At 73.9% G+C, this 16622-nt stretch carries 11 protein-coding genes and 3 pseudogenes; 10 read left to right on the top strand and 4 right to left on the bottom strand.

Annotated features, from left to right (window positions below; translation table 11 throughout):
* The first annotated feature begins 62 nt into the window (after positions 1 to 62).
* The 5 genes from HF519_RS02320 to HF519_RS02300 all read left to right on the top strand — a co-directional run bounded on the left by HF519_RS02320 (position 63) and on the right by HF519_RS02300 (position 5415).
* The gene (locus tag HF519_RS02320; protein WP_169409934.1) at positions 63 to 1793 is read left to right on the top strand and encodes an N-acyl-D-amino-acid deacylase family protein; all 1731 of its coding nucleotides are present in this window, start codon (positions 63 to 65) and stop codon (positions 1791 to 1793) included.
* A gap of 188 nt (positions 1794 to 1981) precedes the next feature.
* A complete protein-coding gene (locus tag HF519_RS02315; protein WP_169409933.1) occupies positions 1982 to 2158 on the top strand; it encodes a putative endonuclease domain-containing protein in 177 nt (58 codons plus the stop codon).
* 244 nt (positions 2159 to 2402) lie between these two features.
* Positions 2403 to 4022 (top strand): AMP-binding protein, encoded by a 1620-nt coding sequence (locus HF519_RS02310; RefSeq protein ID WP_169409932.1) that lies wholly within the window; start codon positions 2403 to 2405, stop codon positions 4020 to 4022.
* Between the two features lie 173 nt (positions 4023 to 4195).
* Complete coding sequence (locus HF519_RS02305; RefSeq protein WP_169409931.1) at positions 4196 to 4978, top strand: N-acyl homoserine lactonase family protein; 783 nt, start codon at positions 4196 to 4198, stop codon at positions 4976 to 4978.
* Entirely contained in the window at positions 4978 to 5415 is a 438-nt protein-coding gene (locus HF519_RS02300; protein WP_169409930.1) for a zinc ribbon domain-containing protein, read from the top strand. Before HF519_RS02305 ends, HF519_RS02300 begins: the two co-directional genes overlap by 1 nt.
* Here the strand turns inward: HF519_RS02300 and HF519_RS02295 are convergent.
* Positions 5333 to 6525: pseudogene (locus HF519_RS02295) on the bottom strand (LLM class flavin-dependent oxidoreductase). The gene HF519_RS02300 and the pseudogene HF519_RS02295 overlap by 83 nt on opposite strands.
* 198 nt (positions 6526 to 6723) lie before the next feature.
* The gene (locus HF519_RS02285) at positions 6724 to 7485 is read right to left on the bottom strand and encodes an enoyl-CoA hydratase/isomerase family protein (RefSeq protein ID WP_169409927.1); all 762 of its coding nucleotides are present in this window, start codon (positions 7483 to 7485) and stop codon (positions 6724 to 6726) included.
* A gap of 633 nt (positions 7486 to 8118) precedes the next feature.
* Here HF519_RS02285 and HF519_RS33485 point away from each other — a divergent pair.
* Positions 8119 to 8457 (top strand): annotated as a pseudogene (locus tag HF519_RS33485) (C40 family peptidase); the annotation flags it as partial.
* A 1122-nt stretch (positions 8458 to 9579) separates the two neighbouring features.
* On the opposite strand, the gene HF519_RS02275 reads toward HF519_RS33485, so the two are convergent.
* Both HF519_RS02275 and HF519_RS02270 read right to left on the bottom strand, forming a co-directional pair.
* On the bottom strand, positions 9580 to 10821 hold the full coding sequence (locus HF519_RS02275; RefSeq protein ID WP_169409925.1) for a glycoside hydrolase family 16 protein: 1242 nt from the start codon (positions 10819 to 10821) through the stop codon (positions 9580 to 9582).
* A 167-nt stretch (positions 10822 to 10988) separates the two neighbouring features.
* Positions 10989 to 11741 (bottom strand): AfsR/SARP family transcriptional regulator, encoded by a 753-nt coding sequence (locus tag HF519_RS02270; protein ID WP_169409924.1) that lies wholly within the window; start codon positions 11739 to 11741, stop codon positions 10989 to 10991.
* Positions 11742 to 12048: 307 nt separating this feature from the next.
* On the opposite strand from HF519_RS02270, the gene HF519_RS02265 reads away from it, so the two are divergent.
* From HF519_RS02265 to HF519_RS30840, 4 genes and pseudogenes are all read left to right on the top strand, one after another.
* The gene (locus tag HF519_RS02265) at positions 12049 to 13410 is read left to right on the top strand and encodes a sensor histidine kinase (RefSeq protein ID WP_169409923.1); all 1362 of its coding nucleotides are present in this window, start codon (positions 12049 to 12051) and stop codon (positions 13408 to 13410) included.
* Positions 13407 to 14054, top strand: coding sequence for a response regulator (locus tag HF519_RS02260; RefSeq protein WP_169409922.1), 648 nt, complete (start codon positions 13407 to 13409; stop codon positions 14052 to 14054). The genes HF519_RS02265 and HF519_RS02260 overlap by 4 nt, the downstream gene beginning before the upstream one ends.
* 329 nt (positions 14055 to 14383) lie before the next feature.
* A complete protein-coding gene (locus HF519_RS02255) occupies positions 14384 to 15169 on the top strand; it encodes a nucleotide sugar dehydrogenase (RefSeq protein ID WP_169409921.1) in 786 nt (261 codons plus the stop codon).
* Between the two features lie 424 nt (positions 15170 to 15593).
* Positions 15594 to 15974: pseudogene (locus HF519_RS30840) on the top strand (C40 family peptidase); the annotation flags it as partial.
* Positions 15975 to 16622: the final 648 nt, after the last annotated feature.

Genomic DNA, 16622 nt, shown 5'->3' with positions numbered 1-16622 from the left:
CTGTCGGATCGTCGTGCGCCCGGTCAGGATGGGACGGCGGACCGCGACGGAGGGGGGCCGGCATGGCCGAGCACGACCTGGTGATCCGTGCCGGGACGGTGGTCGACGGGACGGGTGCGCCTCGGCGGACCGCCGACGTCGCGGTGCAGGGCGCACGGATCGTCGAGGTCGGCCGGGTGGCCGGCCGCGGACGCCGTGAGATCGATGCCGACGGGGCCGTGGTCGCACCCGGTTTCGTCGACATCCACACCCACTACGACGGGCAGGCCACCTGGGAGGAACGGCTGCAACCGTCGTCCTGGCACGGGGTGACCACCGTGGTCATGGGCAACTGCGGCGTGGGGTTCGCCCCCGTCGTTCCCGGCCACCGCGACCGGTTGATCGAGCTGATGGAAGGCGTCGAGGACATCCCGGGCAGCGCCCTGCACGAGGGCCTGAGCTGGGAGTGGCAGTCGTTCCCGGAGTACCTGACGGCCCTGGAGCGCCGCCCGCACGACGTCGACCTGGCCGCGCAGGTCCCGCACGCCGCCCTGCGGGTGCACGCGATGGGGGAGCGCGCCGTCGCCCACGCTGCGGCGACGCCCGAGGAGATCGCGCTGATGGCGCGGCTGGCCAAGGAGGCCGTGCAGGCCGGCGCGCTCGGGTTCACGACGTCGCGGACGCTCAACCACAAGAGCATCGACGGCGAGCTGATCCCGTCCTACGACGTCGGCGCCGACGAGCTGACCGCGATCGCCACGGCGATCGGTGAGACCGGTACGGGTGTCCTGCAACTGGTGTCGGACTTCCCGGACCCGGCCGCGGAGTTCGGGCTGCTGCGACGCATGGTGCGCGCCTCCGGGCGGCCGCTGTCGGTGTCGCTCGTGCAGTTCCCGCTCGCCCCGCAACGGCACCGGGAGGTGCTCGACCTGCTCGAGGCCGCGCACGCCGACGGGCCGCTGATCCGCGCGCAGGTCGCCGCACGCCCGGTCGGGATGCTGCTCGGGCTGCAGAACACGCTGCACCCGTTCCTGACGAACCCGGTGTGGCGGCGGCTCGCCGACCTCACGCCGGCCGGGCAGGCGGCCCGGATGGCCGAGCCCGCTGTGAAGCGCGAGATCCTCGCCGCGCAGACCCGGGAGAAGGACCGCAACCGGCTGGGCGGCAACCTGATCCACAAGTTCGAGCTGATGTACGAGCTGACCGACCCGCCGAACTACGAGCCGCCCGCGTCCGACTCGATCGCGGCGCGTGCGGCCCGGGCCGGGATCTCGCCGGTCGAGTTCGCCTACGACCTGATGATCGCCGACTCCGGTCGCGGCATGCTGTACCTGACCAGCGCGAACTACGCCGACGGCAACCTCGATGCGGTGCAGGAGATGCTCGCCCACCCGCACACCGTGCCGGGACTGTCCGACGGTGGCGCCCACGTGGGGACCATCTGCGACGCCAGCTTCCCGACCACGCTGCTGGTGCACTGGACCCGCGACCGTGACGGCGAGCGGTTCGACCTCCCGTTCGTCGTCCAGCGTCAGGCCCGCGACACCGCCCGCGCCGTGGGGCTGCGGGATCGCGGCGTACTGGCGCCGGGCTACCGCGCCGACCTGAACGTGATCGACGTCGACGGATTGCGGCTGCATCGCCCGGAGATGCGGTTCGACCTACCTGCGGGCGGGCGGCGGCTGGTGCAGCGGGCCGACGGCTACCGGCACACCGTCGTCGCCGGGCAGGAGACCTACCGCGACGGCGAGCCGACCGGCGCGCTGCCCGGTCGGCTGGTCCGGGGCCCGCAGCCGTCGCCTGCGGAGCCGTGATCGAGAACCGTCCGCCGAGGTCGCCACGGTCGTCGCGGTGCCTTCGGTGAGGTATCGGCGCTCGCCGCCACGGGCGCCGTCCGCGCCTGCCGCTACGGCGGTCCGGGTTGACGGGGCTGGGCGCTCGGCCGTCCCCTCGGGGCCTACCGGATCGACCGGGCCGTCCGGCGGCGGGCGTCGCGGTGGAGGTGGGCGGCTGGGCCTGGCACGTCGGCGCCGAACGGTTCCGGGCCGGCCGCCGCAAGGGCAACGCGCTGGTCCGGGGTGGCTGGGACCTGCTGCGGTTCACCTGGCACGACCTCGCAGGCGAACGCGGCAGGGTGCTCGAGGAGATCCGCGCGCCGCCGGCTGCGGCCGCCGCATGATCATCGGATGTGGGACATCAGACGCACGGTGCAGCGGATGTCCCGATCCCGCTGAGCACGGGGCCCAGCAGCGGTCGGCTGAGTACCCGGTCCCCGGGCCCCAGGCCCGGCCGGTGTCCCAGAACGCGGCACCGCAGACCGCGGCGGACTGGCTAGCGTCGACACCGGCGTCGGTGTCGACGTTCCGCGCACCGTGACGACGAGGAGGCCGGCAGTGGGTGGTCATCCGCCTGGGACGGGCCGCGTGATCGCTCCCACCCGGTTGACCCCGGAGATCATCGCCGCCGCGACCGGGCCCGACGGCTGGCGCGATCACCTGATCGACGCCGATCTCGCCGAGCACGCCCGCCGCGACCCCGGCCGGCTCGCGGTCGTCGACCGGCAGCGCTCGCTCACCTACGGCGAGCTCGACGCGCTGGTCGAGGCGACCGCGCGGGCGTTGCGGGCCCGCGGGATCGGCCGCGGGGACGTCGTTGCCTGGCAGCTGCCCAACTGGGTCGAGGCGTTCGCGGTGCACCACGGCGCCCTGCGGCTCGGCGCGGTCAGCAACCCGATCATCCCCATCTACCGCCACCGCGAGGTCGGCTTCATCCTGCGCCAGTCTCGGGCGTCGATCGTGGTGGTGCCCGGGGTGTTCCGCGGCTTCGACCACCCGGCGATGATCAGCGAGCTGCGCGGCGAGCTGCCGGACCTGCGCGACGTGGTCGTGGTGGCCGGGCAGGCCGGACCGGGCGAGCTCCGGTTCGACGCGTTCGTCGCGGAGGCGCCGGACGGCGCGCTGCCCGCGGTCGAGCGCGACCCGAACGACGTGGTGCTGCTGCTCTACACCTCCGGCACCACGTCCGATCCGAAGGGCGCGCTGCACACGCACAACACGCTCGACTACGAGAACCGCAGCATCGTCGACCTGTTCGGGCTCACGGGCCGGGACGTGGTGTTCATGCCGTCGCCGGTCGCCCACATCACCGGCGTGCTCTACGGGCTGCACCTGCCGTTCCTGCTGGGTTCGACGGTCGTGCTGCAGGACATCTGGGAACCCGGCCGCGCCCTTACGCTGCTGGAGCGCCATCGCGGCAGCTTCGTCGTGGGTGCGACCCCGTTCCTGCACGGGCTGACCCACCATCCCGACCGGGCGTCCCACGACCTGAGCGCGCTGCGGGTGTTCGGCTGCGGCGGCGCCGACGTGCCCCCGGAGCTGATCCGCCGTGCCGAGCGGGAACTGGGATGCCTGGCGACCCGGGTCTACGGCTCGACGGAGTTCCCGACCTTGTCCAGCGGGAACGCGGACGACCCGCTGGACAAGCGGGCGACCACCGACGGCCGGCCGATCAAGACCGCCCAGGCCCGCGTCGTCGATGAGGAGGGCACCCCGGTGCCGGCGGGCACCGGCGGGGAGCTGCTGGTGCGCGGGCCGGACCTGTTCGTCGGCTATCTCGATCCGACGCTCAACGACGCGGCGTTCGACGCCGAGGGCTGGTTCCACACCGGGGACCTCGCCGTCCTGGACGCCGCGGGCTACGTGACGATCACCGGACGGCGCAAGGACATCATCGTCCGCGGCGGGGAGAACATCTCAGCCAAGGAGATCGAGGACCTGCTGTTCACCCATCCCGGAGTCGCTGACGTGGCCGTGGTCGGGATGCCGGATCCGGTGATGGTGGAACGGATCTGCGCGTACGTGGTGCCGGCGGACGGCCCGGTGGCCCTCGAGGATCTCGTGGAGTTCCTGCGCGGACACCGGATCGCGAACCAGAAGCTGCCCGAGCGTCTCGAGACCGTCGACGCACTGCCCCGCACGGCGAGCGGGAAGATCCAGAAGTTCAAGCTGCGGGAGGACATCCGAGCCCGGCTCGCCACGACCTGAACCGTGACGCATGCCCGTGTCTGAATATGGGACGTGGTGCATGTGTGCGCTGTCACTAGCGTTCGCCCTACGACGGAATCACCGCACCGGCCCGGCCCGGCGGGGTCCACGATGGACCGTCGGCCGCTCCCGCTGTCCCGGCCGTCGCCCCCTGTCTGGAGAGAGGACGCCTCATGACAACTGGCACAGCGACGAAGCTGTGGGCACTCGACGGCGCGAAGTTCACATTGGACCGCGGGCTGCTCGTCGTCGGCGGTACCGGGAGCATCTACATCCCCGTCCCGACCTACGTCATCCAGCACCCCCGGGGCCTGGTCCTCGTCGACACCGGCATCGCGCCCGAGGCCGTCGACGACCCGGTGGGCACCTACGGCGAGCTCGCCACCCACCTCGGCCTCGAGTACACCTCCGACCTGCGGGTGGACAAGCAGCTGGAGGCCGTCGGCTTCAAGGCCGACGACATCACCCACGTGATCATCACGCACTCGCACTTCGACCACACCGGCGCGATCAAGCTGTTCCCGAACGCCAAGTTCTACATCGGGGCGCAGGACCTGCCCTACGCGTACTGGCCGATGCCCGCGGCGTCGGTGTTCTTCCGCACCGCCGACCTCGAGCCCGCCCGCGGCTTCGACTGGAACCCGCTCACCGGCGACCACGACCTGTTCGGGGACGGCAGCATCCAGATCCTGAGCCTGCCCGGCCACACCCCTGGCAACAGCAGCGTGCTGGTCCGGCTGCCGAACCAGAACGTCATGCTCACCGGCGACACCGTGCACGTGCCGGAGGCGCTGTCCGACGACCTGCCGATGCCCTCGGACTACAGCACCCTCGAGGCCGTGCACTCGATCCGCCGGCTCAAGCAGGTCGCGCACGCCAACGACGCCACGATCATCATCCAGCACGACCCGGACGACTGGGCGAAGCTGAAGGCCATCGGCGAGGCAATCGACTGATGGGCGTCCTCGTCGACTACCGCTGCCGCGACTGCGGGGTGCGCACCGAGCACTGGGTCGCGCGCCCGGTGCCGGACGAGGCCGCGTGCGGCCGGTGCGGGTCGCCGGCCCGCCGGCAGTTCGGCGGGGCGCTGCTCACCGGTGCGCCGGAGCCCAAGCTGGTCGAGCCGCAGATGAGCGGTACCGGTGCGTGTGGGCACGCACCCGGTGTGCCGGGGACCTGCACGCTGACCCCGACGGCCGCCCGGATGCTCACCGCGCGGGCGCGTGGCGACAACCGGGCGCTGGAGCGGGAGATCGCCTACCAGGAGAAGGCCATCAAGGCGGGCACGCTAGACCCGAACGCGTCGGTGGTCACCACGTACGCGGGCGGCCCGCTCGCGCCGACCCCGGCGCCCGCGGCGCCCGCCGCGGCGCCCCCGGCCGCCTCGTCCTGACCCGCCGGAGCGAGAAGGAGATCGGATGTCGTTCGTCGCCGTCGTCCGGCGACCCACCGGCAACGCGTCGGTGATCGGTGCAGCTCGCGGGCCGCACGGCGCCTACCCCGGACCGCCGGCGGCCTGACGAGACAGCAGCCCTTGTGGCCGGCCGGCGGAAGCGGCCGGCTGCCCGGGCGCCGATCTCACGCAGGTCCGCCGGCCGGGTCACCCGTCGAGGGTGCTGGCGCATCCTGGCCAGGCGTTCGTACTGGACCAGCGGGTCGGCGGCGGCGGGGAACAGCACGAAGCCCGCCGCGCCGGCCGCCCGCAGTGCCGCGAGACCCTCGGCGACCTCTCGCCCGTCGCCGATCAGGGACCAGCGCTCGACCGCCTCCAGCGCCAGCCCGTACTGCCCCGCGACGAACCGGGCCCTCTCCTCCCGTGCGGCCTCCCGGCTCTGTGCACCCGCGATGACGTGCGTGAACACCATCATCAGCGACGTGCACGGTGGGCGTCCGTACTCGGCCGCGTGTTCCTGGAGGCGTTCGCGGGCCCGGCGCAGCCGCCGCGGCGAGGTGCAGACGCCGAGCCAGCCCTCGGCCGTGCGGGCGGCCCGGCGCAGACCGGCGTCCGAACGCCCGCCGACGACCAGCGGAGGAACCGGGTCAGGTGCCGGTTCCAGGGCCGGCGAGCGGGTGGGCAGCAGCGAGCCGGGATGGTCGACGGCCTCACCGCGCAGCAGCGCCGCGACGATCTCCGGCGACTCGTCGAGGCGCGCGCCGCGTTCGGTCACCGGGGCACGCCCGCCGCCTCGAACTCGGCGGGGTCCACACCTCCGACCCCGGCTCCCAGCAGCACCCGGCCCGGTGCCGGCGACGCGACCGTCGCAACCTGTTTGGCCGTCCACACCGGACCACGCAGCGGGAGCAGCAGCCCTCCGGCGCCCAGGACCAGTCGCTCGGTGCAGGCGGCCGCGGCCGACAGCGCGCACAGGGCGTCGAGCACCGGCGGATGGAAGCTCAGGTGGTCGCCCACCCAGCCCGAGTCGAACCCGAGCTCCTCGGCGAGCCGCGCCCCGCGGACGAGCGGTGGCGCGCCGAGCCGGAAGGGGCCGAAGCTCGGAAGCATCACGCCGACCCCGGCGTCGGCGACTCGCAACGACATCCCCACCACCTCCGCGCACCGCCGCGACGCTGGGCGGCGCCGTCGGCCGGCACCAGCGTCGCCGGGGAACCATGAGATCGCGAAGCTGGTCGTCGCCTGGCAGTTGCCGGGACGCGAGTTCGCGCCCTGACGCGGGCCCGGGCGTCCCCGGCAGGCGGGCGATCAGGCGAACCGCGCGGGCCGCTTGTCGAAGAACGCCGCCCGGCCCTCGGCGAAGTCCGGCCCGGCCAGCAGCCGCAGCTGGGCCTGCGTCTCCTCGGCGAGCAGGGCCGGCAGGTCGGCGTGCGCGCCGCTGAGCGCGGACTTGTTCGCGGTCAGCGCGTCCCGCGACCGGGCGGCCAGCAACGCCGCTCGTTCCTGTGCGACCTGCAGCGCTGCGCCCGGCGACGCCAGGCGCTCGACGAGGCCGATGCGGTGCGCGTCCGCCGCGCCGACGACCTCCCCGAACATGATCATCTCGGTGGCTCGGCCACGCCCGATCCGCCGCGGCAGCGTCCATGCCAGGCCGCCGTCGGTACCGAGCCCGATGGTCCCGAAGGACGCGCAGAAGCGGGCGTCCTCGGCGGCGACCACGTGATCGGCGGCGGCCGCCAGCGACAGTCCCGCCCCGAACGCGCCGCCCTCGACGGCCGCGACCACCGGCGTCCCGCCCCCCGTGATCAGCTCGGTGACCTCGCCGAGCAGCCGCAGCCGATACTCGCCCATCTCCGGGTCGGCGCTCATCGAACTGATGTCGCCGCCGGCGCAGAAGAAGCCGGCCGCTCCGGCGAGGACGATCACCCGGCAATTCGGATCGTCCACCGCGGACCGCAATCCGTCCCGCAGCTCCGCTCGCATCTGGACCGACAGGGCGTTGCGCCGCTTCGGATCGGCGAGGGTCAGCGTTCGCACGCCATCGGCATCGGCCACGTCGACGAGATCCATGCGCTCAGCCAAGCACGGCGCCGTGCGCGGTAGGTGTCCGTCCTCGGCACAGCGGCCTGCCACCCGCGAGTCGGAACGGCCGACCTGGCCGGGTTCCTGACCCGTCCGGTTCACCCGACATGGGGGTTTCGACCGATGGCGTGATGACGACTACCGCTTGCGCCCGGCATGCTCGTTCGAGATCGACAGCCGACCGTTTCGGGGGGAGCGGGTATGACGGTGTGCGACGACCCGGATCTCGTGACCTCGTCACGCGCGCCGTCGAGCGGGGGCCGGGGTGGCCGCCACCGCGCCGATCCCCGCGATCCCGTGGCGTCACCGAGTGGCAACCCCCGGCCCGAATCCGGACGGCTCACCGCGACGTGGGTGCTCGCCGCGCTGCTCGGGATGGCGACGATCGGGACGCTCCCGTCGGCGGCGCCGATCACCTCGTCGTCGGCGCGAGCCGGCCGGGACGCCCCGCCACCCGCGGACGAGACGCGACTGCGCGCACTGCGGGCCGGTGAGGGCCTGAGCGGGCTCGTCGGGCTGCCGCCGGCGCCCCGGCCCGCGCCCGCAGAGGAGCTGAGACCGGCCGAGTTCACGACCAACCTGCCCGATGACCGCGCCCGGATCGCGGTGGACACCGCCATGGCGCAGCTCGGCCTGCCCTACCAGTGGGGCGGGAACGGGCCCGCGGCCGGCGACCCCGGCTTCGACTGTTCCGGCCTGACGACGTTCGCCTACGCCGCGGCCGGGATCACCCTGCCGCGGACCGCGCACACCCAGTACTACGCGGGACCGCACGTGTCCGACGGGGCGGCGCTACAACCCGGTGACCTGGTCTTCTACGGCACCGCGGCCAAGGTCCACCACGTAGGGATGTACATCGGTGAAGGCCGCATGGTCAACGCCCCCACGTTCGGCACGCCGGTCCGGACCTCGTACTACCGATGGCGCGGGGACGACTACCTGGGCGCGACCCGGCCTGCCGCGACCGGCGAGCCGAGCACCGGGCTGCTGCCCTACGTGGCGCCGCTCGCGCCACCCCTGATCTCGGCGTCGCCTCCGGCGTTCGAGGCGCCGCCGGCGCCGCTGCCTCCCGGTCCGCTGCCGCAGCCGAGCGACTCGCTACCGCCGGAACCGGTGACGGCGGCGGCGGCCATCGCCGCCTCGGACCTGCCGGCCGAGCTGTCTGCAACGGACACCGGGCCGCCGGTCGGCGGAGAGACGCCCGGGCTCGTGGGTCCGGGCGCCGGCGACCTACCACCGGGTGTGGCCACCCCGTCCGCTCCCGATGGGGCGACGCCGCCGGACGGAGCCGGCATCGGCCCGGCGGCGGGCCAGGGTGCAGGATTCGTGGGTCCACCAGGCGTCGGAACGCCGGACGTGCCCGAGCCGAGGGCCCCCGCCGCCGGCCCGAGCGCGGGAGAGCCCACCCCGAGCGCCGCACCCGTCCCCGACACCGCTCCAGTCGCGGCATTCAGCGCGGAGTCTCCGTCGGCCGGACGTTCGACGGCTGCTGCGGGCCCGGGCTCTGTTGCGGGTTCGGCGCCTGCTGCGGGCCCGGGGTCGGCTGCGGGTTCGGCACCAGCCGCGGGCCCGGGATCGGCTGCCGCTCCCGCCTCGGGTTCTGAACCGTCCACGGGTCCCGGAGCGGCACCAGATCCCGCGGCCCCTCGGGACCCGGCGGCCACACCCGCGCCGCCGGTTCCACGAGAGCTGACCCTCCCCGGCGGCCCCGTCGCTCTCACCCCGGTCGAGCAGCGGGCCTCGGGAGTGCCGGCGCTGCCCGCCGCAGGCGGGGGAGTCTGGACCGACGGCGGGTGCACCGTCATCACGCTGGACTCACCCACGGTCGTCGACACGGCCGGTCCCGGAACATCGATCACGGTGGGCTACCGGGACGGGACCACGCAGTCGTTCACCGTGCGGTACCGCGCCACCATGACGACCGCCGAGGCCGCGCGGCTGCTCGCCGATGCACCGGCGGGCCAGCTGCTCGTGCTGGCGCAGGCGGGCCCGGACAGCTGGGTCGTGCTCACCGCGAGCTGACCGCGTCCGTGAAGCCGGACGCCCCGCGCCGGAGCACGGCGGCGCGGGGCGCGGGGGCGATCAGCGGGTGCTGCTCGCCGCGTCGGCGTTGTTCTCCTGCGGCGACGGACCCGCACCGGTCGCCGGGTAGAACCGCACCCAGTCCACGACCATCTCCGAAGGCTGGACGTCGCCGTCGCCCTGCGAGAACCAATCGAGCTGGATGGTCATGTGCATCGGGCGAGGCGGGAAGGCGTCGGTCTCGGTGGTCGACCACCACTCCCGGCCGTCGACGAACATGGTGATCCTCGCCGGCGTCCACTCGACGGCCCAGTTGTGCCACCGGGTCGCGTCGATGCAGATCTCGCCACCGATCTGGGCGTTGTCCGGCCCGTAGTGGATGAACGCGTTCGTCCTCTGCCGGGTGGGGTCGGCCATCTCCATGAAGTCGATCTCGCCGCCGGTGGGGAAGTCCTGCGCGTCCGGCCACAAGAGCATGAGGGCGGTGTAGCTAGGGTCGCTGACCGGGGCCCTGACCCGGCCTTCCCACCGGCCGTACTGCGAGCCGAAGTCCCAGGCCAGGCCCCCTGTGGTGCCCCTCGCGTCGCCGGTGATCGTCAACAGCCCGTCCGTCACGGAGACCGCGTCCGGGCTGCGACGACCCTTCCCGTCGAACCCGGTGCCGGAGTAGAGCTCCCACTGAGCGAGCTCGGCGTCATCGAACTCCTCGACGCGTTCCGGCGTGCCCCATCCGTTCAGTTGCGCGGCGGAGGAGCTGCCGTCGCTCTGCAGAGGGGTGCAGCTCGGCAGGCCGCCGTTGTCCGACGTGCGGTCGCCGTCGCCGGAGGATGCGCCGTCCTCGGACCCGGTGCCGGACGAGCCGCCGTCCGACGACCCGGAGTCCGACGAGCCCGAATCCGACGACCCGGAGTCCGACGAGCCCGAACCGGAGGTTCCCGAGTCCGTGGCTCCCGAATCCGACGAGCCCGCATCCGCTGCTCCCGGCCCGGACCCGTCCTCCACGGACGGGCTCTCCACCGAGAGGGAGTCACTGTCGGGGGAGGTGCCGGAGTCGCTGTGCGTGGCGAAACCACCGCTGAGGTCGTCGGAGCCCGGCTCGAGGCCGGGATCAAGGGCGTAGCCCGGGTCGACCGGATCGCCACCCGGCAGGCAGCCGACGTCATCAGGGGCGACGGCGCAGTCGACCACGGCCGGCGGCGTCCCACCGGACAGAATCGCACCCGCGCCGCCGGCGGGCAGGCTGGTGGCGGCCAGCATCACGGCGGCCGCCAGATAGCGACCGGCCTCCAGGCCGACGAACATGGCGCGATCCCCTCATCGACGGGCCCGGCGATCCGACGGCCGGGCGGTGCGCTCGCCGGTTCCCGACCGGCCTCGCGAGCGTCCCGGGTCCGGCCCCGGGCCCGGCAGCCCGAGCCGGGGGAACGCCGGCCCCCACAACATGGGGGGCGTCCCGCCGTTCCGGTCAGCTACCGGTCACGGCCCGCCTGCTGCGGACCGGCCGCCAGGACGGCCGACCGGAGGGTGTGCGCATCGGGCTCGGTACCCGCCTCGCGCAGCCGGTGCCGGCACGCACGGGCCGCGTCGAGATGCCGCCCGGCCCGGCCGAGCCCCTCGATCAACACCTGCCATCCCTCCTCGTTCTGTGGGTCGGCCAGCGTGGCGCGGCGGGCCAGATCGGCCGCGACGAGGGGGACGCCCAGATCCAGGGCCGTCCGTGCCCCCGCGAGCGCAGCGTCGACGACGCGTGCCCGGTGCTCCGCGCGCGCCCGTACCGCCCACGACACGCCGGACTCGTGTTCCAGCAGGTCGCGCGCGGCGAGGCCGCAGGCCTGCTGCCAGAGCGGCAGGGCGATCGCCGGTGGGCTGCCGCCGGCCTCGTCGACCAGCCGGTCGAACCGGTGCAGGTCGACCTCGACCCCCCGCGGATCGAGCCGGTATCCGGCCTCCGTGGTCCGGACGACGGTGTGCCGGCCGGGGATGCCCGGCTGCAGCACCCGGCGCAGCAGGGCCACGTAGCTGTACATGGTGGCCGGCCAGCTGCGCGGCGGTCGGCCCTCCCAGAGCAGGTCGGCCAGCGCGGGGGTGGCGACGGGCCCCCCGCCCCGCAGACACAGGATCTCCAGGATGTGCCGGGGCTTGGCCCCGCCGAAGTCGGTGAACTCCAGGACCCGGTGGGGCGTCTGCACCCGGGTGCGGCCGAACAACCGGATGTCGATCACGATGATGCTCCCTCCGCTCCGTGCGACACTTCGCCGTCCTCGCGGGACCAGACTCTGCGACCGTCGGGCCGTGTCCGGTAGCCGTGACCTGGGGGAGTGGCGGCCCCGCGTTTGCAGGGTCAGCCGATCGGACCCTCAGGTTCGGGGGGTGATTCCCCCTTCGATGTGGCTCCGAGCGGCGGCACCAGGACCGCACACTCAGTGCTGCTGTTGCGCGCCCGTTCCACACTTCGACGTCACCCGGCTACCGCCGCGGCCGTGACCCGATCTCCAGGAGCCCGTCCATGACCCCGGTTCGCGAGCCGTCATGGCGCTGAGGACACCCGTCGGAGGCTGGCCCGCCGCGGTGCGTGCGCGGGTGCCGGCCCCGTCCGCGTCGGTCGACAGCGAGCGGTTGACCGGGCGGGGGCTCGCTCTGAGGTACGCGGGAACCGCGGTGGTCACGCTGCTCCTCGTGGCGCTCGGCGCCGCGTACGTGAGCCGCGCGCTCGGCATCGAGGAGGCGATCGACGACGCCCGGCGGATGACCCGGGGCCTCGCCCAGATCGCGGTCGAGCCGGTGCTGCGCGACGGTCTGCTGACCGGTGATCCGGAGGCGATCGCCGCGCTCGACGCGGTCGTGCGCGGCCAGGTGATGCCCGACCTGCAGGTTCGGGTGAAGCTCTGGGACCGCAGCGGCACGGTCCTGTACTCCGACGAGCCGCGGCTGATCGGCGAGCACTTCGGCTTGGGCGCCGACCAGCTCGAGTCGTTCGCCACCGGCACGGTCAAGGCCGAGCTGAGCAACCTTTCAGAGCCGGAGAACCGTTTCGAGGAGCCGGCCAACGAGCTGCTCGAGGTGTACCTGCCGGTGCGGACGCCGAACGGCACGATGCTGCTGCTGGAGTGCTACTACGGCTACGAGAGCGTGACCCAGGCCGGGCAGAAGATCTGGTTCCGGTTCGCCCCGTACACCCTCGGCTCGCTGGTCCTGCTCTCGCTCGCCCAGGCCCCGATCGCCGTCGCGCTGGCCCGGCGGCTGCGGCGCAACCAGCGCCAGCGCGAGGCGCTGCTACGCCAGGCCATCGAGGCCACGGACACCGAACGCAGGCGCATCGCCGCCGACCTGCACGACGGTGTCGTGCAGGACCTCGCGGGCGTGGCGTTCTCGCTCGGGGCCGCCACCCGAAGCGGCGGGGCCGACGTACAGCAGTCCCGCGAGGCCGCGGACCGGGTGCGTCAAGCCGTCAAGGCGCTGCGCTCGCTGCTCGTCGAGATCTATCCGCCGAACCTCTACGAGGAGGGGCTCGCCGCCGCGCTGGCCGACCTGGCCGCCGGGCCGGGGCCTCGTGGCATCCGGACCGAGCTCGCGATCGAGACGCCCCTGGACGACCTGGGGGTCGACGAGACCGAACTCATCTACCGGGTGGCCCAGGAGGGGCTGCGCAACGTCGTCGCGCATGCCCGTGCGTCCCGAGTGGACATTCGCGTCCACCGCCGCGACCGTGTGCTGGTGCTGAGCGTCGCCGACGACGGGAGCGGGATGGACCTCGAGCATCTACCCGTGCGCCCGGGCCACCTCGGCCTGCGCGCGCTGGCGGACCTGGCTCACGGGATCGGCGCCGGCCTCACGGTGGAGTCCGCCCTCGGGGCCGGGACCACACTGCGGCTCGAGGTGCCGGTCCCGTGATCAGGGTGTTGGTGGTCGACGATCATGCGATCGTCCGCCAGGGGCTCGAACAGTTGCTGGGCACGGCCGCCGACGTCGAACTGGTGGGCTCCGCCGGCGACGGCGGACGGGCGGTCGAGCTGGCCGTCGAGCTGCGCCCGGACGTGGTGCTGATGGATCTGGCCATGCCGGTCCTCGACGGTGTGCAGGCCACCGCGCAGATCACCGCCGAGCTGCCGGGCACCCGGGTGATCATCCTGACGTCCTACGGCGACGAGTCGCGGATCGTGGCGGCCCTCGACGCCGGTGCGCAGGGCTACCTGCTCAAGCACACCGACCCGGACGCACTCCTGGACGGCGTGCGGGCCGCACACAACGGCGGGGCCCCCTTGGACCCCCGTGCCGGAAGGGTGCTGCTCGACCGCCGGAACCGTGCACCCGGCGTCCGTGACCTCACCCAGCGGGAGACCGAGGTGCTCGAGCTGGTCGCCGAGGGGTTGGCCAACAAGCAGATCGCGCGCCGGCTGGGGATCAGCGAGCGCACCGTCAAGGCGCACCTGACGAACGTGTTCCAGGCCACCGGGGCCCAGGATCGTGTGCAGGCGGCGCTGTGGGCACGAGATCACCTACACCCGATACACCCGATACACCCGACCGATGGGTGACCGGCACGCGGGCGCTGCGGTTCGGGTGATGCCGTGCGCGGCCACGGTGTCCGGCGCAGGCCCGCGGCGGCCGTCGCCGCCGGGCGAGTTCGGACGATGGGGCTACTACCAGAAGGCAGGTACTAGCACCAGGGTCTTATTGCCCACCGGGATCGGCGGACCGCAGAGTTCAGGGCGGAACCCCTCGGCATCGACGCCGGTCGTCGGCGAGGGCATCCCCGTCCGATCCCGGGCGTGCCGATCAGCCCCGAGGAGTTCGTTGTGCCCTCAGCCCCCCACCAGCTCCCCGCGCCGGCCGGTCCCCTCCCGGTCGGTGCGGGGTCCCCGTCGTGACCGGCGCGGCGCGGCCTCGCGTCGTCGTGGTCGGACGGGGCCGCGCCGGCGCGGCCTCCGCCCGCCGGGTCGCCCTGGCCGGATACGACGCGGTCCGCTTCGACCCATGGGGCGGGCGGGTCGAGGATCTCGCCGACCGCGCACGGTCCGCGGACGGGCCTCGGATCGTCGACGACCCGGCACGGTGTGCCGGGTTCGAGGTCGCCCTGCTGGCCGTGCCGACGGGCCCGGACCGCGGACCGGTCCGCAACGCCCTCGACACCGCCGTGGCCCTTCTCGGCCCGTACATGCGCCCAGGCGTGCTCGTCGTGCTGGAGTCACCGGCCGCACCGGGCACCACCGAGCAGGTCGTCCTCCCGACCCTCGAGCTCGTCTCCGGTCTGCGTGCCGGGGCCGACTTCGGGCTCGGTTACAGCGTGGAGATCAGCGGAGATCCCCCGCGACTGGTCGCCGGTGTCGATGCGGCCTCCCGGGAGCGCGTCGCGGGGTTCTACCGCTCGATCGGTCTCGGCTCGCTCGGCGTGTCCGGGCCTCGGGTCGCCGAACTGGTCTCGCTGCTCCAGCGTGACGGGCGTGAGGTGGATGCCACCGTCGTCGATCAGCTCGCGGTGCTGGCGGCCGACAACGGCGTGCTCATCCGCACCCTGGTGCGGGCACTGACCGGGGGCGGGGCGAGGGCCGTGGACCTGATGCACCCCGACGAGCCGCCACCGGCCGGCCGGCCGGTGCGCGGGATCGTCAGGTGGGTCGCTTCCCCGCGTCGCGCCGCCGCCTGCCACTGACGCGAACCCCCAGGTTGAGGGGACGGTCCTCCCCCCTCGCCGCGGCTGCCGGCCTCCCGTCGTCCCCAGCACGATCAGCCTCGTGACATCACGCCGACCGTCGAAGGGGATCACGATCATGGCGTTCGGCAACGCGCAGGCCCCGCGCAGGAGCGTGTCCACAGCGGATCGACGCAGGGGTTCTGCAGGACGCACCGCCGCCACCGGCTGGGTCGTCGCGGCGATGCTCGGCGCGGTCTCCGTTGGTAGCGCCCCGGCCGTGCTGCCGGGGCCGACGGGACCGGGAAGCGCCACCGGCGCCACGTCCGTGTCCTTCCCGCCCGTCCTGAGCGGGACGACCACCGACCTGCTGCCCACTGCGGACCCGCGCAGTGGGGGCGCCCTGGCGGGCGCCGAACTGCGGCCCGCCTCGTTCACCACCGACGCACCCGACGACCGCGCCCGGGTCGCCATCGCCACGGCTCTGGCGCAGCTCGGTCTGCCCTACGTCTGGGGCGGCAACGGGCCCACCGCCGGTCACGCCGGATTCGACTGCTCCGGGCTGACGAAGTTCTCCTACGGCGCCGCCGGCATCGACCTGCCCAGGACCGCGCACACCCAGTTCTACGCCGGACCGCACGTTCCCGAGGGTGCCCCGCTGCAGCCCGGGGACCTGGTCTTCTACGGCAATGCCGCGAAGATCCACCATGTCGCGCTGTATCTCGGCGAGAGCCGCATCGTCCACGCGCCGACATTCGGCGAGCCCGTGCAGGTCGCCTACTACCGGTGGCGTGGTGACGACTACTTCGGTGCCACCCGCCCGGCTGCGCGCCCGGGTTCGCTCACCCCGGGCGTGCTGCCCTACGTGCCTCCGCCGGTGCTGGCCGTGCCGTCGCCGTCCGGTCCGCCGCCGCGGCTGGACGCGCCGCCGGCGCCGCTGCCCGAGGTGCTGCCCCAGCCGGGCGAGCCGCAGCCGTCGGAAGCCGAGTCGGCCGCCGCCGCGATCGAGGCGACCGACAAGCTGCGAAACGACGGCAGGCAGCAGACGGCCGCCCCGCAGGCGGGCCAGGTAGTCCAGGAGGGTGCGCCCGACCGGGACCAGCCGACTCCGGCCGCCCCGGCGCCGGAGGCGCCGCTTCCGGGTACGCCGTCGCCGACGACCGCACCCGCCGGCCCCTCGACGACCCCGCCGTCGACCCCGCCGTCGACCTCGCCCGCTACGCCGTCGACCTCGCCCGCTACGCCGTCGACCTCGCCGACGACCCCGTCGAGCCTGCCCACGACCCCGGCGACGGTCTCTCCGACGACCACGCCGACCACCACCGCACCGGCCGCCGTGAACCCGGCGCCCACCGGCGCTCCGCCGGCCCCGCAGGCGAAGCCGGTCGCACCCGCCCCGACCACGACGGTGAAGCCCCCGCCCCGGGCCAGCACACCGACCACGACCAGCGCGGCCCCGGTGACGCCGAAGTCG

The organism is Pseudonocardia bannensis (genome assembly GCF_012911875.1).
Classification (GTDB): domain Bacteria; phylum Actinomycetota; class Actinomycetes; order Mycobacteriales; family Pseudonocardiaceae; genus Pseudonocardia; species Pseudonocardia bannensis.
This window is presented reverse-complemented; position numbering and strand designations above follow the sequence as displayed.

Bases quoted from the DNA above. Each gene is read 5' to 3' on its own strand.
- HF519_RS02320 (WP_169409934.1), top strand. From the start codon at position 63: ATGGCCGAGCACGACCTGGTGATCCGTGCCGGGACGGTGGTCGACGGG.
- HF519_RS02265 (WP_169409923.1), top strand. From the start codon at position 12,049: ATGGCGCTGAGGACACCCGTCGGAGGCTGGCCCGCCGCGGTGCGTGCG.
- HF519_RS02305 (WP_169409931.1), top strand. From the start codon at position 4,196: ATGACAACTGGCACAGCGACGAAGCTGTGGGCACTCGACGGCGCGAAG.
- HF519_RS02285 (WP_169409927.1), bottom strand. From the start codon at position 7,485: ATGGATCTCGTCGACGTGGCCGATGCCGATGGCGTGCGAACGCTGACC.
- HF519_RS02275 (WP_169409925.1), bottom strand. From the start codon at position 10,821: ATGTTCGTCGGCCTGGAGGCCGGTCGCTATCTGGCGGCCGCCGTGATG.
- HF519_RS02300 (WP_169409930.1), top strand. From the start codon at position 4,978: ATGGGCGTCCTCGTCGACTACCGCTGCCGCGACTGCGGGGTGCGCACC.